The sequence below is a fragment of the Candidatus Planktophila lacus genome, from assembly GCF_002288325.1.
GTDB lineage: Bacteria > Actinomycetota > Actinomycetes > Nanopelagicales > Nanopelagicaceae > Planktophila > Planktophila lacus.
This window is the reverse complement of sequence record NZ_CP016780.1, coordinates 1,335,993-1,355,459: the sequence shown is the minus strand read 5'-3', so window position 1 is coordinate 1,355,459 and position 19,467 is coordinate 1,335,993. Positions and strand designations below refer to the sequence as shown.

The 19,467-nt window shown below is 47.6% G+C and carries 20 protein-coding genes and 1 tRNA gene; 16 read left to right on the top strand and 5 right to left on the bottom strand.

Annotation, left to right across the window (positions count from 1 at the left end):
• Positions 1-7: 7 nt before the first annotated feature.
• Positions 8-724, bottom strand: coding sequence for a response regulator transcription factor (locus A1sIIB106_RS06930; RefSeq protein ID WP_095677794.1), 717 nt, complete (start codon positions 722-724; stop codon positions 8-10).
• Between the two features lie 83 nt (positions 725-807).
• Positions 808-1,074, bottom strand: coding sequence for a cell division protein CrgA (locus A1sIIB106_RS06925; protein WP_095677895.1), 267 nt, complete (start codon positions 1,072-1,074; stop codon positions 808-810).
• Positions 1,075-1,173: 99 nt separating this feature from the next.
• Between A1sIIB106_RS06925 and A1sIIB106_RS06920 the strand changes: the two genes are divergently transcribed.
• The gene (locus tag A1sIIB106_RS06920) at positions 1,174-1,803 is read left to right on the top strand and encodes an aminodeoxychorismate/anthranilate synthase component II (protein ID WP_095677793.1); all 630 of its coding nucleotides are present in this window, start codon (positions 1,174-1,176) and stop codon (positions 1,801-1,803) included.
• A 1-nt stretch (position 1,804) separates the two neighbouring features.
• Here the strand turns inward: A1sIIB106_RS06920 and A1sIIB106_RS06915 are convergent, their stop codons facing one another.
• Both A1sIIB106_RS06915 and A1sIIB106_RS06910 read right to left on the bottom strand, forming a co-directional pair.
• Positions 1,805-3,355, bottom strand: coding sequence for a protein kinase domain-containing protein (locus tag A1sIIB106_RS06915; RefSeq protein ID WP_095677792.1), 1,551 nt, complete (start codon positions 3,353-3,355; stop codon positions 1,805-1,807).
• Positions 3,352-4,128, bottom strand: coding sequence for a PP2C family protein-serine/threonine phosphatase (locus tag A1sIIB106_RS06910; protein ID WP_095671737.1), 777 nt, complete (start codon positions 4,126-4,128; stop codon positions 3,352-3,354). The genes A1sIIB106_RS06915 and A1sIIB106_RS06910 overlap by 4 nt, the downstream gene beginning before the upstream one ends.
• A 56-nt stretch (positions 4,129-4,184) precedes the next feature.
• Between A1sIIB106_RS06910 and A1sIIB106_RS06905 the strand changes: the two genes are divergently transcribed.
• The 10 genes from A1sIIB106_RS06905 to A1sIIB106_RS06860 all read left to right on the top strand — a co-directional run bounded on the left by A1sIIB106_RS06905 (position 4,185) and on the right by A1sIIB106_RS06860 (position 12,273).
• Entirely contained in the window at positions 4,185-4,889 is a 705-nt protein-coding gene (locus tag A1sIIB106_RS06905) for a glycerophosphodiester phosphodiesterase (protein WP_095677791.1), read from the top strand.
• A gap of 41 nt (positions 4,890-4,930) precedes the next feature.
• The gene (gene pheA / locus A1sIIB106_RS06900) at positions 4,931-5,770 is read left to right on the top strand and encodes a prephenate dehydratase (RefSeq protein ID WP_095677790.1); all 840 of its coding nucleotides are present in this window, start codon (positions 4,931-4,933) and stop codon (positions 5,768-5,770) included.
• A 3-nt stretch (positions 5,771-5,773) separates the two neighbouring features.
• Positions 5,774-7,042: a serine--tRNA ligase gene (gene serS / locus A1sIIB106_RS06895; protein ID WP_095671734.1), complete on the top strand. Its 1,269-nt coding sequence runs from the start codon at positions 5,774-5,776 to the stop codon at positions 7,040-7,042.
• Positions 7,039-7,854, top strand: coding sequence for an HAD family hydrolase (locus A1sIIB106_RS06890; protein WP_095671733.1), 816 nt, complete (start codon positions 7,039-7,041; stop codon positions 7,852-7,854). The genes serS and A1sIIB106_RS06890 overlap by 4 nt, the downstream gene beginning before the upstream one ends.
• Positions 7,855-7,901: 47 nt before the next feature.
• Positions 7,902-7,987: transfer RNA gene (locus A1sIIB106_RS06885), tRNA-Ser, on the top strand.
• Positions 7,988-8,120: 133 nt separating this feature from the next.
• Positions 8,121-8,921 (top strand): hypothetical protein, encoded by an 801-nt coding sequence (locus tag A1sIIB106_RS06880; protein WP_095671732.1) that lies wholly within the window; start codon positions 8,121-8,123, stop codon positions 8,919-8,921.
• Positions 8,922-8,936: 15 nt separating this feature from the next.
• Positions 8,937-10,823, top strand: coding sequence for a fumarate reductase/succinate dehydrogenase flavoprotein subunit (locus A1sIIB106_RS06875; protein ID WP_095677789.1), 1,887 nt, complete (start codon positions 8,937-8,939; stop codon positions 10,821-10,823).
• Complete coding sequence (locus tag A1sIIB106_RS06870; RefSeq protein ID WP_095677788.1) at positions 10,823-11,581, top strand: succinate dehydrogenase/fumarate reductase iron-sulfur subunit; 759 nt, start codon at positions 10,823-10,825, stop codon at positions 11,579-11,581. The genes A1sIIB106_RS06875 and A1sIIB106_RS06870 overlap by 1 nt, the downstream gene beginning before the upstream one ends.
• Positions 11,582-11,584: 3 nt before the next feature.
• A complete protein-coding gene (locus A1sIIB106_RS06865) occupies positions 11,585-11,938 on the top strand; it encodes a fluoride efflux transporter FluC (RefSeq protein ID WP_095677787.1) in 354 nt (117 codons plus the stop codon).
• On the top strand, positions 11,935-12,273 hold the full coding sequence (locus tag A1sIIB106_RS06860) for a fluoride efflux transporter FluC (protein WP_095677786.1): 339 nt from the start codon (positions 11,935-11,937) through the stop codon (positions 12,271-12,273). The genes A1sIIB106_RS06865 and A1sIIB106_RS06860 overlap by 4 nt, the downstream gene beginning before the upstream one ends.
• On the opposite strand, the gene A1sIIB106_RS06855 is transcribed toward A1sIIB106_RS06860, so the two are convergent.
• On the bottom strand, positions 12,274-13,725 hold the full coding sequence (locus A1sIIB106_RS06855) for an aminopeptidase P family protein (RefSeq protein ID WP_095677785.1): 1,452 nt from the start codon (positions 13,723-13,725) through the stop codon (positions 12,274-12,276).
• Between the two features lie 94 nt (positions 13,726-13,819).
• Here A1sIIB106_RS06855 and A1sIIB106_RS06850 point away from each other — a divergent pair, with 94 nt between their 5' ends.
• From A1sIIB106_RS06850 to A1sIIB106_RS06830, 5 genes are read left to right on the top strand one after another with little or no spacing between them, the layout of a single operon-like run.
• The gene (locus A1sIIB106_RS06850; protein WP_095677894.1) at positions 13,820-14,626 is read left to right on the top strand and encodes a transketolase; all 807 of its coding nucleotides are present in this window, start codon (positions 13,820-13,822) and stop codon (positions 14,624-14,626) included.
• Positions 14,623-15,573: a transketolase family protein gene (locus tag A1sIIB106_RS06845; RefSeq protein WP_095677784.1), complete on the top strand. Its 951-nt coding sequence runs from the start codon at positions 14,623-14,625 to the stop codon at positions 15,571-15,573. The genes A1sIIB106_RS06850 and A1sIIB106_RS06845 overlap by 4 nt, the downstream gene beginning before the upstream one ends.
• The gene (locus A1sIIB106_RS06840) at positions 15,563-16,987 is read left to right on the top strand and encodes an FGGY family carbohydrate kinase (protein ID WP_095677783.1); all 1,425 of its coding nucleotides are present in this window, start codon (positions 15,563-15,565) and stop codon (positions 16,985-16,987) included. The genes A1sIIB106_RS06845 and A1sIIB106_RS06840 overlap by 11 nt, the downstream gene beginning before the upstream one ends.
• Positions 16,977-18,395 (top strand): FGGY family carbohydrate kinase, encoded by a 1,419-nt coding sequence (locus A1sIIB106_RS06835; protein ID WP_095677782.1) that lies wholly within the window; start codon positions 16,977-16,979, stop codon positions 18,393-18,395. The genes A1sIIB106_RS06840 and A1sIIB106_RS06835 overlap by 11 nt, the downstream gene beginning before the upstream one ends.
• The gene (locus tag A1sIIB106_RS06830) at positions 18,353-19,453 is read left to right on the top strand and encodes a sugar phosphate isomerase/epimerase family protein (RefSeq protein ID WP_095677781.1); all 1,101 of its coding nucleotides are present in this window, start codon (positions 18,353-18,355) and stop codon (positions 19,451-19,453) included. Before A1sIIB106_RS06835 ends, A1sIIB106_RS06830 begins: the two co-directional genes overlap by 43 nt.
• Positions 19,454-19,467: the final 14 nt, after the last annotated feature.

Below are 19,467 nucleotides of genomic sequence, written 5' to 3'. Positions count from 1 at the left end.
GCTCATGCTACTTCGCTGCTGGCAAGCGCAAGCGGTAACCAACGCCGCGAACCGTATGAATTAGTGGTGGATCGAAGATATCGATCTTCTTTCGTAAGTAGGAGATATATGTTTCGACAATTCCGGCATCACCGCGGAAATCGTATTGCCAGACGTGATCAAGAATTTGAGATTTAGAGACAACGCGATCGGCGTTAATTAATAAGTAGCGCAGAAGTTGAAATTCAGTTGGAGACATCTCAAGTAAAACGCCGCCGCGACGAACCTCATGAGTTGCTTCATTTAGTTCAAGGTCAGCAAAGCGAATCTTTTCATCATCGGTATTTATCTCAGCAACACCAATACGGCGAAGCAGGGCACGCAAACGCGCAACAAGTTCTTCCAAACTAAATGGTTTGGTCATGTAATCATCGCCACCGATTGTTAACCCGGCAACTTTATCTTCCATGCCATCTTTAGCGGTTAAGAAGAGCACGCCAATATTTAAACCTTCGCTGCGCAGTTGGCGACAGACTTCAAAACCATCTGAATCTGGAAGCATCACATCGAGTACGACAGCATGCGGTTTGAATTCTTCAGCAACTGTTAAAGCTTCAGAGCCGGTCGCAGCAGTGCGAACTTCAAAACCGACGAAGCGCAGACTTGTTGAGATTAGATCGCTGATACTGGATTCATCATCAACGACGAGAATTCGGTAATTGGTGTTTTCAGAGCTCTTAGGCATGGTTTGAGAATGCTCTCATAGGCTGAGAGAAGACTGAGAATAGGTGTAAAAAAGAGGGTTATTCAGCTAGATGACGCTTCGCTCTATCGCCATTTAGTTGCGAGGCTGAATCCAACCCCAATAAAGCTAAAGCCGATAATCATGTTCCATGCGCCGATACCCGGAATTGGGTAGGTGGTCTGGCTTACGTAGAAAACAACGATCCAGAAGAGGCCGATCAGGAAGTTGGCGACCATAACTGGAGCAAGCCAGCTTGGGCTCTCGATTGGGCCGTGTGGCTCAGCATCAAAGATCTGCTCTTCGTGAGCGTGCTGTTCTTGAACCTTTTTACGCAATTTCGACTTTGGCATAGGTAGAAGGCTACATGGAAAACCCAATCCTGGAAACTGCTGCACTGAAAAGAACAAATCTGGAAACTGCCCGCCCGCCAACCCTGCAAGAATTGCCCCATGTCCCGGATCCTCGTCATCGATAACTACGACTCGTTCGTATTTAACTTGGTGCAATACCTCGGCCAACTTGGCGCCGAATGCATCGTTAAACGAAATGACGAAGTAAGCGTTGAGGAAGCCGGCGAATATGACGGAGTACTTATCTCTCCCGGGCCTGGCACCCCAGAAGAAGCCGGCATCAGCATCGCGATGATCAAATACTGCGCAGATAAAAATATTCCACTCTTTGGCGTCTGCTTAGGACATCAAGCAATTGGCGTGGCTTTTGGCGCAACTGTTTCGCGCGCACCAGAGTTACTGCATGGAAAAACTTCACAAGTGTTGCATGAAGGAAAAGGTGTTTTAACAAGCCTTCCATCACCATTTACGGCAACTCGTTACCACTCACTCGCAGTAGAACGCGACACGGTTAGCAGCGAATTAGAGATTACAGGTGCAACAGAATCTGGCGTTGTTATGTCGATGCGCCATAAGACCTTGCCTATTGAAGGCGTGCAGTTCCATCCCGAATCAGTACTGACTGAACACGGACATTTAATGCTCGCTAATTGGTTAACACAATGCGGAGATAATGACGCGCTCGCAAAGTCAGTGGGCTTATCTCCAGTTGTTGGTAAGCGCGCTTAAATTACGGCGCTTTATTAATTGTAATTGTTACTGGCTTGCCAATAGTTTGAGTGGTGCCCGCATCAGGTGCTTGTCTAATAACAACGCCAACGGCTTGCGCTGCATCGTAATCATTGAATTCGCGAACTAAGAAGCCAGCTTGAATCAAAAGTGTTTTTGCCTGGATCGCTTCAACGCCAATCAAATTAGGAACTTCAACTTCACCGCTTGCGATAGTTAAGACAACTCCAGTGCCGGCGGTAATTGTTGAACCAGGTTCAGGAAGCACACTTAATACAGTTCCTTGCGGTTCATCTGATGGCGCAGCTTCAGTTCGAGAGATAACTAAACCTGCCGCAGCGAGTGAAGTCCGCGCATCAATCAATGACATTCCAACTAAATCATCGGGAACGATCGCATCACCTGGACCATCAGAGATAGTTAGCGTTACGGCAGAACCCTTTGTTGCTTGGCTAGTTGCAAGTGGAATTTGGCTGGCAACGCGATCTTTAGGAATCCGTGGATCAGGCGCGCGCTGCACCGTGACTGTGTAATCACCTAGCAAGGCCCGTGCTTGATCTTCAGTAAGGCCAACTACGTTAGGGATTTCATTGCCTAGCGAAGGAGTTGAACCGCCGTTGAGCGAAAGGCCAACAATTGCAAGAACGCCAACTAGCAGAAGAGATATTCCAGAGATAACAGCGGTGCGACGAGAGACAAGCGGCCCACGTGCAACTTTCGTTGAAATACTTTCACCGGCGCGAATTTTATTTAAATCTTCGAGCATCGCGCGCGCAGAAATATAACGATCTTCTGGTTTCTTAGATAGAGCAACTTCCAACATAACTTCAACGCTTTCCGGAAGATCAGGTTGAAGTTGTCGAGCCGGTGTTAAATGACCTGAAACATGTTGGTAGGCGATTGAAACTGGAGTCTCACCGGTAAATGGGGGACGGCCAGTTAGTAATTCGTATAACAAACAACCAGTTGAGTAAATATCTGTCGGAGTATCTGCAACCTCACCAAGTGCTTGTTCAGGAGATAAGTATTGTGCGGTGCCGACAACGTTCCATGTGCTCGTTAAGGTTGCACCGAGATCATCCATCGCACGTGCGATTCCGAAATCCATCACTTTTACATCGCCACCATCAGTAATCATCACGTTGGCAGGTTTGATATCGCGGTGAACGATGCCGCGCTGATGTGAGTAATCAACTGCTTCTAAAATTCCAGCGCCGATTTCAAGGGCGCGATCAAGTGGCAAACGTTCGCCGCCGTGAATTAACTCGCGAAGGGTGTGGCCAGAGACAAGTTCCATAACAATGTATGGCGCAGGTTCTTCACCTGAGTCATAAACAGCAACCACGCCAGGGTGGTTTAAACCAGCGGCAGCTTTCGCTTCTTTACGAAAGCGCGAAACGAAGGTTGGATCTTTCGCGAGATCACTCCGCAGAATTTTTACGGCAACTTCGCGAGATAAACGTTGATCCTGCGCAATATAGACATCGGCCATTCCGCCGGTGCCGATCATCGCGCCGAGTTGGTAGCGGCCGCCCAAAATTTTATTCATCATGGTTTTGCCGCTCCTAACTTTTCTACTTGGGTGGAACTTTCTTCGACAATATCAGCGATTACGATCGTGACGTTATCTGGTGCTCCATTTATATAAGTCGCATCAATCAAGGCATCAACTGCTTCAGCGGCATCTTTACCCTTGATAAGAGTTTTTATCTCTTTCTCAGTGAGAACCCCACTTAAGCCATCGCTGCACAATAGGTAGCGATCCTGAACTTTTCCTTCGAAAACATGAAGTGATGGCTCAAGATTTCCCTCACCCATCAGCGCCTGCGTCAGCATTGAGCGTTGTGGATGTACTTGCGCCTCTGATTCAGAAATTACGCCTTTATCTAACAACTCTTGCAGAACGGTGTGGTCGGCGCTGAGCTGCTCGAGAGTGTTTCCACGCAGACGATAAGCGCGGGAATCTCCGATATGGAGCAAAGAAACTTCAGTACCACTTATGAATAGAGAGGTAAGAGTTGTTCCCATCCCGGAAAGGGCTGGTTCATCGTTTGCAACAGCGCGAATCTGCGCATCGATAGTATGTAGCGAATTCAAATAAAGATCGCTCGCCGAATCAACGTCAATGTTTTCGGAAGTAAAAGTTGGAGCGATTTCTGCAAGCGTATTTATCGCAACACTGGATGCAACTTCACCACCTGCGTGGCCGCCCATTCCATCGGCAACCGCGATTACTTGCGCGCCAATAAGTGCAGAGTCCTCGTTACCGTTGCGCACCAAACCTAGCGCTGAACGTGCAGCGCATTGGAAGTACAAGGCCTTCATGACGCTAAGCCTACCCAAGCCCATTGGTACTGGGGTATTGATGTTAATCTCGAACTATGAAGATTTACGCTCACCGTGGAGCCTCTCATGACTTTCCTGAGATGACCATGGTCGCCTATGAAAACGCAGTCAAGCAGGGCGCCGATGGTTTCGAATGCGATCTGCGCCTAACTAAAGATGGCGTCGCGGTTCTTTGGCATGACGCAGATTTAATGCGCCGCGCAAATAACGCCGCCGTAGTTCACGAATCAACGTATGCGCAGTTATTGGCAATCTATCCGCAGATTGTCACACTTGATCAATTTATTGATTTCGGAATTACCGAGAAGAAATCTCTATTGCTGGAAACTAAACATCCAGTTCCTTCACGTACGGAAATCGAAAGCCATGTGGTTCAGAAATTACATAAAGAGGCAAAGCGAATTGAAAAAGCGGACATTGATATAACTGTTATGTCTTTCTCTTGGTTTGCAGTAGAGCGGATAAAAGCTTTAGATAGCAAGATTTCAACTACCTATTTACTTCACGATTACACCCCGTGGTTTTCTACACGCTACTCATCTGCTCACTCAATTGGTCCTGGTATCGGGCTACTTCGCAAGAAGCCTGCGCTAGCGCAGAAGATAAAAGCCACCGGTAAGAAGTTAAATGTTTGGACCGTTGATGAACCATCCGACATCATCTTGTGTCGCCACCTCGGCGTAGATAATTTGATTACCAACCGCCCCGCCTTTGCGCGTGAGGTACTTGCCTCCAATTAATTACAGGAAATCATTGGCTATGGAGCAGGTATCCTTAGCAAGTGAGCGCCGCAGATAGCCATAGATTCGCCTATTTAGGTCCAGTGGGTACCTTCACTGAGGCTGCGCTAAATAAGATCACTTGCGATACAGATGTAAAAATTCCTTACGCAAATGTCACTGCCGCACTTAACGCAGTTCGCACCGGCGAAGTTGATTATGCCCTTGTCCCAATTGAAAATTCTGTCGAAGGCGTTGTTGCGCGGACTCTCGATGAACTCGCAACAGGAGATCCCTTAACTATCTCTGGCGAAGTTACTTTGCCGGTTACCTTTGCGCTTATGACTAAGCCAGGGGCCACAGAGATTAAGAGAATTGGCACCCACCCACATGCTGAGTCACAGTGCCGCAGCTACATCGCAAAAAATTATCCGCATGCAGAAGTTGTCCCAACGAATTCAACATCTGCCGCCGCCGAGTTAGTAAGTAAAGGCGAACTCGATGCCGCGATCGCATCAAGCGTTGCAGCCGAACACTTCGGCTTAGAAATCCGCGCGGAAAATATTGGCGATAACAATGGAGCAGTCACTCGCTTTATCGCCGCCCAGAAACCCGGATGGATTCCTGAGCCGACTGGCGATGACCGCACCTCAATGGCGATCTTTATCGATATCGACCACGCTGGAGCGCTGCTCGAGATCCTGCAGGTATTTGCCAAGCGCAACGTCAATTTAACTTTTATTCAAAGTCGCCCTACTGGCCGCGAACTTGGTCACTACCATTTCATTATTGATGTCGAAGGACATATCAACGATGAAGCAGTCGGCGGCAGCGTTGCCGAACTTCGCGAGATTTGTGATGACATTAGATTCTTAGGTTCTTACCCACGAGAGGTGCGTTAAAGCATGATCGATATCAAACTCCTGCGCGAGAATCCAGATCTAGTTCGCGCATCACAAAAAGGCCGTGGCGAAGATGTCACTATCGTCGATCAAGTGCTTGCTATCGATGATGTACGCCGTGCCGCAATTACCGAATTCGAAACTCTGCGCGCTGAACAAAATACGCTTTCAAAGTCAGTCGGAGCGGCAAAGGGCGATGAAAAGGCTGCTTTATTAGAGAATGCAAAAGCGCTGGCAGATAAGGTAAAAGCTGCCGATGCTAAGCGCGCGGAAATCGAAGCGAAAGCCAACGCGCTTGTTATGCAACTTTCAAACTTACTTGATCCAGAAGCCCCAATCGGTGGCGAAGCAGATTTTGTAACCATTGAACACGTAGGCACGCCACGTGATTTCACTAAAGATGGTTTCGAAGCAAAAGATCACGTTGAACTTGGCAAATTACTTGGCGCAATTGACACTGAACGTGGTGCAAAAGTTTCTGGTTCTCGTTCATATTATTTAACCGGCGTTGGAGCGATGCTGGAATTTGCACTTGTTAACTATGCGATTCAAAGCGCGCTAAAGGCCGGATTTACTCCAGTTATTCCACCAGTACTTGTTAAGCCTGCTGCTATGGAAGGCACCGGTTTTCTCGGGCAAGCGGCAGAAAATGTTTATCACCTTGAAAAAGATGACGCGTACTTAGTCGGCACAAGCGAAGTTCCACTGGCTGCATTCCATATGGATGAAGTGCTACCAGCAGATAAATTGCCGATGCGTTACGCCGGATATTCAACTTGTTTCCGCCGCGAAGCCGGTAGTTACGGAAAAGATACTCGCGGAATTATCCGCGTACACCAATTCGATAAAGTTGAAATGTTCTCTTTCTGTAAGCCAGAAGAAGCTAAGGAAGAACATAAGCGTTTGCTGCAATGGGAGAAAGATTTCTTAAATGCTATGGAGATCCCTTTCCGCGTAATCGACGTGGCATCTGGTGATCTTGGATCAAGTGCAACGCGTAAATTTGATATCGAAGCTTGGATCCCAACACAGAAGGCATATCGCGAAGTTACAAGTACTTCTAACTGCACCGAATTCCAAGCCCGCCGCTTAAATATTCGCTATAAAGATGCTGACGGCACAAAGGCCGTCGCAACGCTAAATGGCACCTTGGTTGCGATTCCTCGGATGATCGTTGCGATTCTGGAAAATCACCAAAATGCAGATGGCACAGTAAATGTTCCTGCTGCGTTGCAGCCATTCCTTGGCACCAAGCGATTTGAGCTTGTGTGAGCGATCGTCGCCCAAAGTTAATTGCAACAGATTTAGATGGAACGATCGTTCCGCACGATGAAGCGATTTCACACCGCACAATTGCTGCCTTTACCAAAGCGCGCGATCTCGGCGTAGAGATTTTCTTTGTCACCGGCCGTCCACCACGTTGGATGGGCGATGTGCGAGAAGCATTTGATTTCGGTTCTGCAATTTGTTGCAACGGTGGACTTCTCTACGATTTGCATAACGATAAAGTTTTAGAACAGTGGATGATTGCGCCAACTGAACTTCAAAAAGCAGTTGATATCTTGCGCGTAACTATTCCAAATGTTTCATTTGCTGTTGAATCAAATGATCACTTCCACCGTGAGAAGGCATATATCCCGCGCTGGGATGTTGGCATGGACGATATTGGCGTTGACACAATTGACACTGTTACAAATCGTCCGGCGCTTAAATTATTAGCCCGCCTTTCACAGCAAGAAATTTCAGCAGATGAAATGTTGGCTTTGGCAACACCTGCGCTGCAAGGCGTTGTAAATGTTACGCATTCGGCAAATAACGATTCACTACTTGAAATTTCAGCACTTGGTGTTTCCAAAGGTGAAACGCTTGCGATGATGGCAGCGCGCATCGGAATTACTGCTGAAGATTGTGTCGCCTTTGGCGATAATCCAAATGACTTTTCTATGTTGCAATGGGCCGGACGCTCTTATGCAATGATCGATGGACATCATGCAGGACCTGCAAATGCCAAAGATGTGGCACCGCCTCATAACCAAGATGGCGTAGCCATCGTTATTGAACGATTGCTCGAACTACCCCAGTAATTAGCGCCGATTTTTAATGCCTTCCAACTTCGGGTAATCTCTCCCACGGAGGGCTCGCATAGCGGCCGAGTGCACCGGTCTTGAAAACCGGCAAACGAAAGTTTCGTGGGTTCAAATCCCACGCCCTCCGCCATTTTTCTCTCGCTGTGGCTGACTTCATAGCCACGATGCGGGCAACCATCTGGCGAGTTTTGCCTCAGAAGCGGACACTTCTCCTTAAGCAAGAACAATCCTTCCAAGGATTGATGGGCTAAAAAGGGGTAGAAATGTCCGGAGTCTTTTCTCCAACACGCGCCAAGATTAAAGAGCGCACGCTGCGCACAGATAAATGGTGGTTGCAACCGGCAATTACCTTTGGAGTTTTATTTAGCTTCATTGTCTATGCAACATTCCGCGCATTCGAAGGTGCGAACTACTACAAAGATCACCTGATCTCTCCTTTCTATTCTCCATGTCTTTCCGAAGCATGCGTACCTGAAGCAACGCTTTTTGGTTGGACTCCAGTTAGCGCAGAAATTTTTAACTTCGCACTTTCACCAGCGTTGATTATTTTGATATTCCCACTTGGTTTCCGTATGACTTGTTACTACTACCGCAAGGCTTACTACCGTGCTTTCTGGTTGTCACCACCTGCATGCGCCGTTGCGGAACCACACAGCAAATACACAGGCGAAACTCGTGCACCACTTATCTTGCAGAACGCCCACCGTTGGTTCTTCTACGCAGGTTTGGTATTTAACGTAATCCTTACTTACGACGCAGTGATTTCATTTAAGAACCCAGCAGGTGAATGGGGCCACATGAGCGTCGGCTCAATCGTTCTTACCTTGAGCGCAACAATGCTCTGGATGTATTCATTGTCTTGCCACACCTGTCGCCACACAATTGGCGGCCGTTTAAAGCACTTCTCTAAACATCCAGTTCGTTACAAGCTTTGGAGTTGGGTCTCAGTACTAAATCATTCACATCAGCAATATGCCTGGTATTCACTTGCCGCAGTTGCCTTTGCCGATATCTATGTCCGCCAAGTTGCAACTGGCGCCTGGACCAACTTCTACTTCTTCTAAGGGATGCCGACTGATATGACAAACGCTCTAGAACGTCACAAATACGATGTCTTGGTAATTGGTGCAGGCGGTGCAGGTCTGCGTGCAGCAGTAGAAGCTCGCGAATCAGGTCTACGCGTAGCAATCATCTGTAAATCACTATTCGGCAAGGCCCACACCGTTATGGCTGAAGGTGGCGCTGCTGCCTCAATGGGTAACGCGAATTCAAACGATAACTGGCAGGTTCACTTCCGCGACACAATGCGCGGTGGAAAGTTCCTTAACCATTTCCGCATGGCAGAACTTCACGCCAAAGAATCGCCAGATCGCATCTGGGAACTTGAAATGTGGGGCGCGCTCTTTGATCGCACCAAAGAAGGAAAGATCAGCCAACGAAACTTCGGCGGACACGAATATCCACGACTTGCACACGTTGGTGACCGTACCGGCCTAGAACTTATTCGCACAATGCAACAGAAGATCGTTGCACTTCAACAAGCAGATAAGCGCGAACATGGCGAATATGAATCACATATCAAGGTTTTTGCAGAACTAACAATTACTGAAATTCTAAAAGAAGATAGCAAGATCGCAGGCGCATACGGTTACTGGCGCGAATCAGGATCTGAAGTTCTCTTCGAAGCACCTGCAGTAATCATTGCAACAGGTGGTGTCGGAAAGACTTTCAAAATTACCTCTAACTCTTGGGAAGGCACTGGCGATGGCCATGCCCTTGCCTTAAAGGCGGGCGCTAATTTGGTTGATATGGAGTTCTTGCAATTCCACCCAACCGGAATGGTTTGGCCACCATCGGTGCGCGGAATTCTTGTTACTGAATCAGTTCGCGGTGAAGGTGGAATCCTTACCAACAACAAGGGTGAGCGCTTTATGTTTAAGTACATCCCAGATGTATTTAAAGATAAGTATGCCGACAATGAAGAAGAAGCCGATCGTTGGTATGTCGATCAAGACAATAACCGCCGCCCACCAGAGTTATTGCCACGCGATGAAGTTGCGCGCGCAATTAACTCTGAAGTTAAAGCAGGGCACGGCACCGAACACGGCGGTGTATTCCTAGATGTTTCAAAGCGTTTATCTGCCGAAGTAATTAAGAAGCGCCTGCCATCTATGTGGCACCAGTTCTACGAACTAGCTGGCGTGGACATTACAAAAGAGGCGATGGAAGTCGGCCCAACCTGTCACTACGTAATGGGTGGCGTGGAAGTTGAGCCAGATACTGCAGCAGCAGTTGGCGTTCCAGGGCTCTTTGCTGCAGGTGAAGTTGCTGGCGGAATGCACGGTTCAAATCGCCTTGGTGGTAACTCACTTTCAGATCTCTTGGTCTTTGGTCGCCGCGCCGGAATGGGAGCAGCTGCCTACGTTAAGCAGACAACTGCCGCACCTGTATCGGATGCAACTGTTGCAGCTGCAGCAGCGCGCATCGAAGCGCCATTTGCTCGTAGCGGTGGAGAGAATTCATATTCACTCCACGCAGAGCTGCAAGAAGTTACACATAACTTGGTCGGAATTATCCGTACCGGCGCTGAACTAAAGGATGCGATCGAAAAGATTTCTGAAATTAGAAAGCGCAGTGCAAATGTGGCGGTTGCTGGTGGACGCAAGTTCAACCCAGGATTTCACTTGGCATTCGACCTCGACAATATGTTGTTAGTTGCAGAGAGCACCGCCAAGTCTGCAATCAGCCGCGAAGAATCACGCGGTGGTCATACACGTGATGACTTCCCAGGTATGGATTCAGAGTGGCGTCAACATAACCACATCGCATCATTTGATGGCAACCAAGTGAGCGTTCGCAAACAAGAATTGCCATTTATGCCAAAAGAACTCTTCGACCTCTTTGAAGTCGATGAACTTAAGAAGTACATGACACCGGAAGAAATTGCGAAAGGCGGTTCCAACTAATGGCGCGCATAGTAAATCTTCGTATCTGGCGAGGAGACTCAACTGATGGTGGACTTCAAGATGTACAGGTTGAAGCCAACGATGGTGAAGTAGTCCTCGATGTAATTCACCGCGTACAAGCGACCCAAATGGGCGATCTGGCAGTGCGCTGGAACTGTAAAGCCGGCAAATGTGGATCTTGTTCAATGGAGATCAACGGTAAGCCACGCCTTGCATGTATGACACAAGTTGCTGCTTACGGTGATGAAGAAAGAATCACAGTTACTCCGCTACGTGCATTCCCAGTGATTAAAGATCTCGTCACCGATGTCTCTTTTAACTATAAAAAAGCGATGGAGATTCCGGCATATGCACCACCTGCAGATCTAAAGCCAGGGGAAGCACGCATGGAGCAAATCGATGTTGAGCGTTCACAAGAGTTCCGCAAATGCATCGAATGTTTCCTTTGCCAAGATGTCTGTCACGTAGTTCGCGATCATGAAGAGAATAAGAAGTCATTTGCTGGCCCAAGATTCTTTATCCGCATTGCAGAACTTGATATGCACCCACTTGATACCTTGAAAAACCGTAAGCGCACTGCGCAAGAAGAGCACGGTCTTGGAATGTGTAACATCACCAAGTGCTGTACTGAAGTTTGCCCAGAGCACATCAAGATCACCGATAACGCAATCATTCCGATGAAGGAGCGCGTTGTAGATATTAAGTACGATCCAGCTCGTATGTTCGCCGGTCTTCTCAAGCGAGAGAAGCGCAACTAAACCATGAAGTCACTGCTACTTGTCGCGATTGGCGGCGTAGCAGGAACCTTAGTTAGATTCGGGCTTTCAGTTGCGATCCCTGATGATCGCAACGGAACACTCGCCGCCAATTTGCTTGGTGTAGCTCTTGCTAGCGCGCTCTTGGTGTTAATGGAACGTCGAGGTGTTACAGAACTTAGGCATCTATTGTTGCCCGGATTCTGCGCAGGAATGACAACATTCTCTTCAGTTACCGTACAAGTTGTAGAACCGATCACTGGTGGATTTCTATTCTTAATTGAAAACATTGTTTTAAGCCTACTAATCGTGCTTATTGTTCTGCCAGTTAGCCGCAAGTTGATTCCGGTGCGTAGATGAATACCTTATATGTGATTCTTGGCGCCGCAGTTGGCGCACCTGCGCGCTTTGCGATTGATCAATACATTCGCCGCTACACCGACAAGCCATACGGAATCTTTCTCGTAAATGTAATTGGCTCATTTATCATTGGCTTAACTTTTACAAAATCTGAAACCCTTTACGATTTATTGGCCGTTGGCTTTGCAGGCGCATTTACAACTTGGTCAACCTTTATGCTAGATATTTACCTAGGGTTTGAGTTAAAGCGCTATCGCGAGATAACAATTAACTTAGTTATGTCACTCGGCTTTGGCTTAGCTGCCGCTTACCTAGGTTTACAGATAGCTGGTTAATTAACCGAGGATTGAAGCCATCCAAGCTTCAATTGCATCAGGATGGCGCGGAATATCTTCACTTAAGTTGCGGCAACCATCTGCAGTAACAATGACATCGTCCTCGATACGAATACCGATCCCGCGATATTCCGGAGCAAAGAGTTCGTCATCTGGCTGGATGTAAAGACCTGGTTCAACAGTTAGAACCATTCCTTCCTGCAGCACACCATCGCGGTACATATCTTGACGAGCATGTTCGCAATCGTGAACATCCAAACCTAAATGATGGCTAACGCCGTGCAGAGTCCAACGGCGATGCAGACCAACTTCTGGCTTCATTGATTCTTCGGCGCTAACGGTAAGCACGCCCATATCTACTAAACCTTGAGCAAGTACTCGTTGCGCTGCGCGGTTGATCTCTAAGAATTTAACTCCTGGCTTAACCGCAGCAAAACCCGCGAGTTGTGCCTCATAGACCAACATGTACAGAGCGCGCTGTGCAGGCGTGAACTTTCCATTTACCGGCAAGGTACGCGTGATATCGGCGGTGTAATACGAATCCATTTCTACGCCAGCATCAAGAAGCAAGAGTTCACCATTGCGGACTGCTCCATCATTGCGGATCCAGTGCAGCACGCAGGCATGTGAACCAGCTGCAGCGATAGTTGTATATCCAATGTCGTTACCCTCAAGGCGGGCGCGACCAAAGAATGCGCCTTCGACAATACGTTCACCGCGTGGGTGATCAGCAGCTGCAGGCATTGCCGCGATTACATCTGAGAAACCACGACCGGTTGAATCAACAGCGGCCTGCAATTGGCCAACTTCGTACTCATCTTTTATAAGGCGCTGTTCAGATGTAAATGTCTGGAACTCAGCTTCGCGTGCATGAACTGAGATCAACTTATCCATCAAGGCATCTTCACCGCGGATTAACAAAGTTTCCTTGCTAAAACGCAGCAAGCCTTCGATGTTATCTACATTGCGAGTTTCGATCTGATAAACAGTTGCCGCTTCCTCAAGTGTGAAATGGCGGCCGACCCAAAGTTCACCGTATTTACGATCTGTGTAGAAAGCATCACTCTCGCGAGTAGAACGTGGATGCAAGTAAAGATAAGCATCATGTCCGCCCTCAGCTTTTGGCTCTAAAACCAAAACTGAATCTGCAACTGCATCGGCGCCTTGCACGCCGCTGTAATAAGCAAAAGCGCTATGTGGGCGATAGACATATTCAGTGTCATTGGAACGAGTCTTGTAATTTCCGGAAGGAATTACCAAGCGAATATTTGGAAAAGCTTCTGACAAAACTTGGCGACGAGTGAAGGCATATGTCACAACTTCAAGTGGTTGCAGACCTTCGAGGTTTGAAGGAGCCCAGCCGGTGCGCATAAATTCTGCGAACTGCTCAGGAGGTGCAACATCGTATGGACGCGCATTCTTTACTTCTGGGGCTTCAACCTTCTCATTCATAAGACTTAGAGTACATAAGAAGAATTACTTTGTAACTATTTGATAATGGTATTGACCTTGCCCGCATTAGCCGTAGGGTTAAGACACTATGTCGATGGCTACGCGGGAAATTGCTGATTTAGCGCGCGAAATCCGCCTACAAATTCTGCACACAATTAAAGGTGCAGGCATGGGCCATATCGGCGGAGATTTTTCAGTTACCGATATCTTGGCAACTCTCTTCGGTGCAGTTCTTAACGTTGATCCTAAAGAACCAAATAAAGCCGACCGCGATCGATTGATTTTAAGCAAAGGCCATGCCGCTGTTGCGCTTTACTCAACTCTGGCGCTACGTGGATTCTTTCCAGTTGAAGAGCTAAAGACTTTTGCACAACCGTTAAGTAAGTTAAATGGCCACCCTAACCGCAACAAAGTTCCGGGCGTTGAATCAAATACCGGTCCACTTGGCCACGGTTTTCCAATCGCGGTTGGTACTGCTATTGGTGCACAGCTTGCAAAGAATGGGTCGCGCTCCTTTGTAATCATGGGAGATGGCGAACTTCAAGAGGGAAGCAACTGGGAAGCAGCGATGTTTGCTGGCCATCGCAAACTTACAAATCTTATTGCAGTCGTGGATCGCAACGGTTTCCAGCAGGGAAGTCCAACTTCAAAGACAAACGAACTTGATCCGCTAGATAAGAAATTTGAAGCCTTTGGTTGGGAAGTCTGTGTAGTCGACGGACATAACTACGATGCACTTCTTAAAGCTTTCACTGACCCACAGACCAAACCAAGAGTCATAATCGCGCAGACCACAAAAGGTAAGGGCGTGGACTTTATGGAAGGTAAGGCTGAGTGGCATCATAAAGTTCCATCGGCTGAACAATATGAACAAGCGCTCGAGCAGGTAGGCAAGCAATGAGCGAAAAGTTAGAAGAGTTCGATAACCGCATTATCTTTGCCAAGACTTTGATTGCGCTGGCAAATGAAAATCCTAAAATCGTTGTTGTCTGTAATGACTCAGTTGGTTCGAGCAACTTAGGCGAGTTCCGCGATCTATTTCCTGATCGTTTAATCGATGTCGGTATCGCAGAACAGAACATGGTTGGCGTTGCCGCTGGCCTAGCAAACGCTGGATTTACGCCATTTGTATGTGCCGCATCCCCGTTTTTAACGGGTCGTGCACTCGAGCAGATCAAAGCCGATGTGGTCTATACCCGCACAAATGTAAAGCTCTGCGGCATGAGCCCCGGAGTTTCTTACGGCGAACTCGGACCAACACATCATTCAATTGAAGATATTGCTTGGATGCGCGCACTTGATTCACTTCCAATTGTTCTACCTGCTGATGAAGCACAGACTAAAGAAGCTGTGACCTGGGCGGCAAATACAACCGGCCCAGTCTTTATGCGAATTGGCCGATTTAAAGTTCCATCAGTATCGCAAGGACAGAGCCCAGCATTTGTCCCGAATAAAGCGATGCGCATCATCGATGGCAACGACATAACAATTATTGCAACGGGCACACTGGTCTCACGCGCAGTTGCCGCAGCCCACCTATTAAAGAGTGAAGGTATTTCTGCTCGTGTGATAAACCTTTCAACTGTTTCACCACTTGATACCACTGAAATCCTTCTTGCAGCGAAAGAAACAAAAGCAATAATCACCGCAGAAGAATCGGTTACTCGTGGTGGCGTCGGCGGAGCAATCGCCGAGTTTGTGGTCCAGAACCATCCAGTTGCTATGAAATTACTTGGCACAGATACCTTTGCACCAACTGGTTCAGTTTCTTATCTTCTTGAACATTACGGACTTACTGCAGATTCAATCGTTGCCTCTGCTCGAGAACTCTTAAAGCATGGAAAATAGCTCGCCAATAATTCTGGCTATCGATCAAGGCAGTGGTTCCACCAAGGCTCTAGCCATTAATTTAAAGGGCGAAGTTCTTGCCCAAGCAGAGGTAAAGATTGAAACAACTTTTCCGCAACCTGGTTGGGTTGAACAAGATCCCGAAGAAATTTGGCGCTCGGTTATTGCAGCATCACTTCAAATAACGAAAGCTCATAAAATTTCAGCAGTTGGCTTAAGTATTCAACGCGAATCAGTTCTCTTCTGGGATCGCACAACTGGCACGGCGCTCACCAATGTGATCACTTGGCAGGATCGCAGAGCCTCTGATTTAGCGGAAAAATCAGCGAAAAACGCTGCCCGCGCGAAGGAGATAACTGGGCTTGAACTAGACTCCATGTTCTCAGCGCTTAAAGCTCAATGGTTGTTAGAGAACCAAAACCTCAACGGGGAAATCTGTATCGGAACTATTGATTCATGGATCGCATTCAAATTAGGCGCCGGCCACATCATCGAATCAGGTAGCGCTAGCCGAACCCAGTTGCTGGATATCAAAACTGGTCAGTGGAGCCAAGAACTTCTCGATCTCTTCAAGATAGATATAAAAACTTTGCCAAAGGTTTGCTCTTCAGATGAGAAACACCTCTGCACAAATATGAAAGAGCTCGGCCTAACTAACGATGTACCGCTTTCGGGCATTATGGGAGATTCGCACGCCGCGCTTTTTGCTCACAAAGGTTGGATCTCCGGTAACTTCAAAGCAACTTTCGGCACTGGTACATCGCTCATGGGTCTTACCGAGACAAATCCACAAACAATTGCCTGGTCACTTGGAGAGAAGATAACTCGAGCTGCAGAGGCAAATATTCTTTCATCTGGCTCGACTCTGGTTTGGTTGGCACAACTGCTCGATACAACCCCCGATGAACTTGCCAAAGTGACCTGGGCGGCAAATACAACCGGCCCAGTCTTTATGCGAATTGGCCGATTTAAAGTTCCATCAGTATCGCAAGGACAGAGCCCAGCATTTGTCCCGAATAAAGCGATGCGCATCATCGATGGCAACGACATAACAATTATTGCAACGGGCACACTGGTCTCACGCGCAGTTGCCGCAGCCCACCTATTAAAGAGTGAAGGTATTTCTGCTCGTGTGATAAACCTTTCAACTGTTTCACCACTTGATACCACTGAAATCCTTCTTGCAGCGAAAGAAACAAAAGCAATAATCACCGCAGAAGAATCGGTTACTCGTGGTGGCGTCGGCGGAGCAATCGCCGAGTTTGTGGTCCAGAACCATCCAGTTGCTATGAAATTACTTGGCACAGATACCTTTGCACCAACTGGTTCAGTTTCTTATCTTCTTGAACATTACGGACTTACTGCAGATTCAATCGTTGCCTCTGCTCGAGAACTCTTAAAGCATGGAAAATAGCTCGCCAATAATTCTGGCTATCGATCAAGGCAGTGGTTCCACCAAGGCTCTAGCCATTAATTTAAAGGGCGAAGTTCTTGCCCAAGCAGAGGTAAAGATTGAAACAACTTTTCCGCAACCTGGTTGGGTTGAACAAGATCCCGAAGAAATTTGGCGCTCGGTTATTGCAGCATCACTTCAAATAACGAAAGCTCATAAAATTTCAGCAGTTGGCTTAAGTATTCAACGCGAATCAGTTCTCTTCTGGGATCGCACAACTGGCACGGCGCTCACCAATGTGATCACTTGGCAGGATCGCAGAGCCTCTGATTTAGCGGAAAAATCAGCGAAAAACGCTGCCCGCGCGAAGGAGATAACTGGGCTTGAACTAGACTCCATGTTCTCAGCGCTTAAAGCTCAATGGTTGTTAGAGAACCAAAACCTCAACGGGGAAATCTGTATCGGAACTATTGATTCATGGATCGCATTCAAATTAGGCGCCGGCCACATCATCGAATCAGGTAGCGCTAGCCGAACCCAGTTGCTGGATATCAAAACTGGTCAGTGGAGCCAAGAACTTCTCGATCTCTTCAAGATAGATATAAAAACTTTGCCAAAGGTTTGCTCTTCAGATGAGAAACACCTCTGCACAAATATGAAAGAGCTCGGCCTAACTAACGATGTACCGCTTTCGGGCATTATGGGAGATTCGCACGCCGCGCTTTTTGCTCACAAAGGTTGGATCTCCGGTAACTTCAAAGCAACTTTCGGCACTGGTACATCGCTCATGGGTCTTACCGAGACAAATCCACAAACAATTGCCTGGTCACTTGGAGAGAAGATAACTCGAGCTGCAGAGGCAAATATTCTTTCATCTGGCTCGACTCTGGTTTGGTTGGCACAACTGCTCGATACAACCCCCGATGAACTTGCCAAACTTGCACCCGAATCAACACAGCAGGTTGAAATAGTTCCTGCCTTTAACGGTCTTGGTGCGCCTTGGTGGGATCGTGAAGCAACTGGAATCATCGCAGGGCTAACCCGAGGTAGCAGCCGCGCAGATCTTGCAGCAGCCGCACTTAGATCAACCGCTGCTCAAATAAACGATGTCCTCGAAGATTTTGCTAAATCTGGAATCAAAATAGATTCGCTTTATGCCGATGGTGGTGGAGCGCGCAATCAATACTTAATGCAGATGCTCGCCGATCTAAGCGGAAAGAAAATTAAATCTTCACAACTACTTGAACTCTCCGCCTTTGGTGCAGCGATGGTTGCCGCATTAGGTGCCGGCCTTGCCACCATTACAGATATCGAAAAGATTGAACTTAAATACGATGAGTATTCACCGCACCTTTCTGATGAAGAGCGCGAAAAAGCCCTTAAAACATGGCGAAAAGCCTTGGCTGCATCACGCATGAAAGATCGCTAAAGCCCTATTCACCAACTGTTTTAACTCGTAAGATTTCAACAACAACGAAGAAAGAAGGCGCGGAAATGGGAAAACTAACTTACGGAGCAGGCATCTGGGCCTTTGGCCAATTTGTTGATCGCTATGCCGGAGACGGTTACGGCCCAACGCGCACCAGCCAGCAGATGATTGAAGATGCCGCCAAGGTACCTGGCCTAAAGCACCTCGATATAAATGTGCCATTTGATATTCCAGAGCGCACCGCAATTGAGATCAAGAAGATGCTCGATGACAACGGACTTATCTGCCGCGCGACAACTCCACATATCTACATGCGCGAATATGTAAAGGGTTCATTTACCAACCCAGATACCAAACTTCGTTCACAAACTAAAGATCGTGTTCGCGAAGCAATTGCTGCAGCAGAAATACTTGGCGCAACTTACGTAAAATTCTGGCCCGGCCAAGATGGTTTTGATTTCCCACTGCAAGCAAATTACCTGCAAATCTGGGACTACACCATCAACGGTATCCGCGATCTGGCAAATGAAAACCCTAAGGTGCAGTTTGCGATTGAATATAAATGCAAAGAACCGCGCGTACGAATGACTCTGGCAACAGCGGCTAAAACCCTTCTTGCAATCAGCGAGATGAAAGTTGATAACGTCGGAATCGTGATGGACTTTGGTCATTCACTGATGGCGCAAGAGACACCAGCTGAATCACTTCTGCTTATCCATCGCCACGGCAAGTTAGTTAGCGCTGAGCTAAACGATAACTGGCGCGGCTGGGATGATGATCTACCTGTTGCATCAGTCCACTTATTTGAAACTATCGAATATATGTTGGCACTTCGCAGCATCAATTGGACTGATCCAGTGTTACTTGATCAATTCCCATTCCGCGAAGATCCAGTGCGCGCGCTAACTCGCAGTATTGAAATCATTACCTACCTTGAAGAAGTCTGTGATCGCGTTGATATCGCAGCCCTAAATCAGGCTCAGAACTCGCAAGATGCGTTGGCCGCACAGGCGGTTATCTGGGATGCCTTGATGCAGGAGAAGCGTTTCACGCGGTAGTCATCTACCTGTAA